General features: G+C 58.4%; 3 protein-coding genes. All 3 read left to right on the top strand.

The genetic code is table 11. The annotated features are described in order from the left end of the window. The first annotated feature begins 85 nt into the window (after nt 1-85). From ACMV5H_RS25300 to tnpC, 3 genes are read left to right on the top strand one after another with little or no spacing between them, the layout of a single operon-like run. Nucleotides 86-490 carry a transposase gene (locus ACMV5H_RS25300; RefSeq protein WP_414822772.1) on the top strand — a complete coding sequence of 135 codons (405 nt, stop codon included), beginning with the start codon at nt 86-88 and terminating at the stop codon, nt 488-490. Continuing rightward, the gene (tnpB, locus tag ACMV5H_RS25295; protein ID WP_368439740.1) at nt 487-834 is read left to right on the top strand and encodes an IS66 family insertion sequence element accessory protein TnpB; all 348 of its coding nucleotides are present in this window, start codon (nt 487-489) and stop codon (nt 832-834) included. Before ACMV5H_RS25300 ends, tnpB begins: the two co-directional genes overlap by 4 nt. A gap of 28 nt (nt 835-862) precedes the next feature. After that, nucleotides 863-2,413, top strand: a complete 1,551-nt coding sequence (tnpC, locus tag ACMV5H_RS25290) for an IS66 family transposase (protein ID WP_414822771.1) — start codon at nt 863-865, stop codon at nt 2,411-2,413. Nucleotides 2,414-2,455: the final 42 nt, after the last annotated feature.

The raw sequence follows: 2,455 nt of genomic DNA, 5'->3' as shown, positions 1-2,455 counted from the left end.
GTAAGCGTCAACTCAGCACCGTCTGGCTTAATGCGTCAGGCGCTGTAGTTTAGGTGTCCACTTATTCTTCCAGGTGGACACCTCCGTGAGTACTAAAGAACGACGTTCCCGTCAGCATTATTCCCCCGAATTGAAACTTAAACTGGTCAAAATGGCACTCGAGGCGAGCGAAAATGGCAGCAGCGTTGCCGCGCTTGCCCGTGAATACGGCATTAATGACAATCTGCTCTTTAAATGGATACGCCTCTGGCAGAGCGAAGGGCAGGTATCCCGGTCGCGACGCACATACCGTAAAAACGCCTCCCCCACGCTTTTACCCGTTCAGATAACCCCACCCCTGCAGGCCTCACCGCCAGTAATCCCCGTTGCCGAGCCAGCAGATACCGTCTGTCATGCCCGGCTTCGTCATGGCGATATCACACTGCATAACCCCTCTACTGAAATACTGAGTCTGTTGCTGCGAGAAATGATGGCGGGAGGGGCATCATGATGAGCCTGCCCGCGGGCACCAAAATCTGGATAGTGGCCGGTATCACCGATATGCGAAACGGCTTCAATGGCCTGGCGGCCAAAGTGCAGACAACACTCAAGGATGACCCCCTGTCCGGCCATGTCTTTATCTTCCGGGGCCGCAACGGTAGCCAGGTGAAACTGCTCTGGTCTACCGGTGACGGGCTGTGCCTGCTGACCAAACGGTTGGAGCGCGGCCGCTTCGCCTGGCCGTCAGCGCGGGATGGCAAGGTGTTCCTGACGCCAGCCCAACTGGCGATGTTGATGGAGGGCATCGACTGGCGGCATCCCAAACGCCTGCTTAACTCGCTGACAATGTTGTAAAAATGCCCTATCCCGGTATCATGCCGGGATGGACAATACGCCCCCCGATGACATCCTGCTGTTAAAACAACGCCTGGCCGAACAGGAGGCGTTGGTCCGCACCTTGCAGGAAAAGCTGAGTCAGCGGGAACGTGAAATCGACCATCTGCAGGCACAGTTGGACAAGTTGCGTCGTATGAACTTCGGGCGTCAGTCAGAAAAAATGGCCCGTCGCATCGCCCAGATGGAGACTGACCTCAAGCGCCTTCAGCAAGAAAGCGATGCCCTTACTGGCCGCGTGGATGACCCCCCGGTTCCCCGACCGTTACGCCAGACCCGCACACGCAAACCGTTCCCGGCGTCACTCCCTCGCGATGAGAAACGCCTGCCGCCTGCAGAAACGTGCTGTCCCGACTGTGGCGGCGCGCTGTCCTACCTCGGCGAGGATACGGCCGAACAACTGGAACTGATACGCAGCGCCTTCCGGGTTATCCGCACGGTGCGGGAAAAGCATGCCTGCCAGAAGTGTGACCATATCGTTCAGGCCCCGGCCCCTTCACGACCTATCGAGCGCGGTATCGCCGGGCCAGGTCTGCTGGCCCGGGTACTGACCTCAAAATATGCGGAACACACCCCGCTGTATCGCCAGAGCGAGATATATGCCCGACAGGGTGTGGAGCTGAGTCGCTCGGTGCTGTCGGGTTGGGTAGATGCGTGTTGCCGGCTGCTGTCCCCGCTGGAGGAGGCTCTGCGACAGTACGTGCTGACAAACGGCAAGCTGCATGCCGACGACACGCCAGTACCGGTGTTGTTGCCGGGGAATAAAAAGACCAAGACCGGGCGTCTGTGGACGTATGTGCGTGATGACCGCAATGCGGGTTCAATACAACCTGCGGCAGTGTGGTTCGCTTACAGTCCAGACAGAAAAGGGCTCCACCCGCAGAGCCACCTTGCTGGCTTCAGCGGGGTGCTTCAGGCTGATGCCTACGCCGGGTTCAATGAACTGTACCGTCCAGACCGAGAAGCCGGGGTCATCAAGGAGGCCGCCTGTTGGGCGCATGCGCGGCGTAAAATCCACGATGTCCATGTCCGTACGCCCTCGGAGACAACCGAAGAGGCCCTGAAACGTATCGGTGAACTGTACGCCCTCGAGGCACAAGTGCGCGGGTGGCCGGCAGAGCAGCGTCTGTTGGAACGACAGCGAAGGGCAATCCCGTTGCTAAACGGGTTGGAAAGCTGGCTGCGGGAAAAGATGAAAACGCTGTCGCGACACTCAGAACTGGCGAAGGCGTTCGCCTATGCGCTGAACCAATGGGCAGCGCTGACGTATTATGCCGAGGACGGTTGGGCCGAGGTGGATAACAACATCGCAGAGAATGCCTTGCGGCTGGTGAGTCTGGGGCGCAAGAACTTCCTGTTCTTCGGCTCGGATCACGGAGGTGAGCGAGGGGCGTTGCTGTACAGCTTGCTGGGAACATGTCGCCTGAATGGCGTCGATCCGGAGCATTATCTCCGTCATGTGCTGAATGTGATTGCCGACTGGCCGATAAACCGGGTCAGTGAGCTACTGCCGTGGCGTATAACACTGCCAACAGAATAACTTACTCGACCTTAGTCAATACGGCCTTCGTTGGACGCTTAC

The sequence above is a fragment of the Serratia sp. N21D137 genome (assembly GCF_047530005.1).
Lineage (GTDB): Bacteria > Pseudomonadota > Gammaproteobacteria > Enterobacterales > Enterobacteriaceae > Chania > Chania fonticola_B.
Note: the sequence above shows the minus strand (reverse complement) of the source record. Positions and strands in the feature narration are given on the sequence as shown.

Bases quoted from the DNA above. Each gene is read 5' to 3' on its own strand.
- tnpC (WP_414822771.1), top strand. From the start codon at position 863: ATGGACAATACGCCCCCCGATGACATCCTGCTGTTAAAACAACGCCTG.
- tnpB (WP_368439740.1), top strand. From the start codon at position 487: ATGATGAGCCTGCCCGCGGGCACCAAAATCTGGATAGTGGCCGGTATC.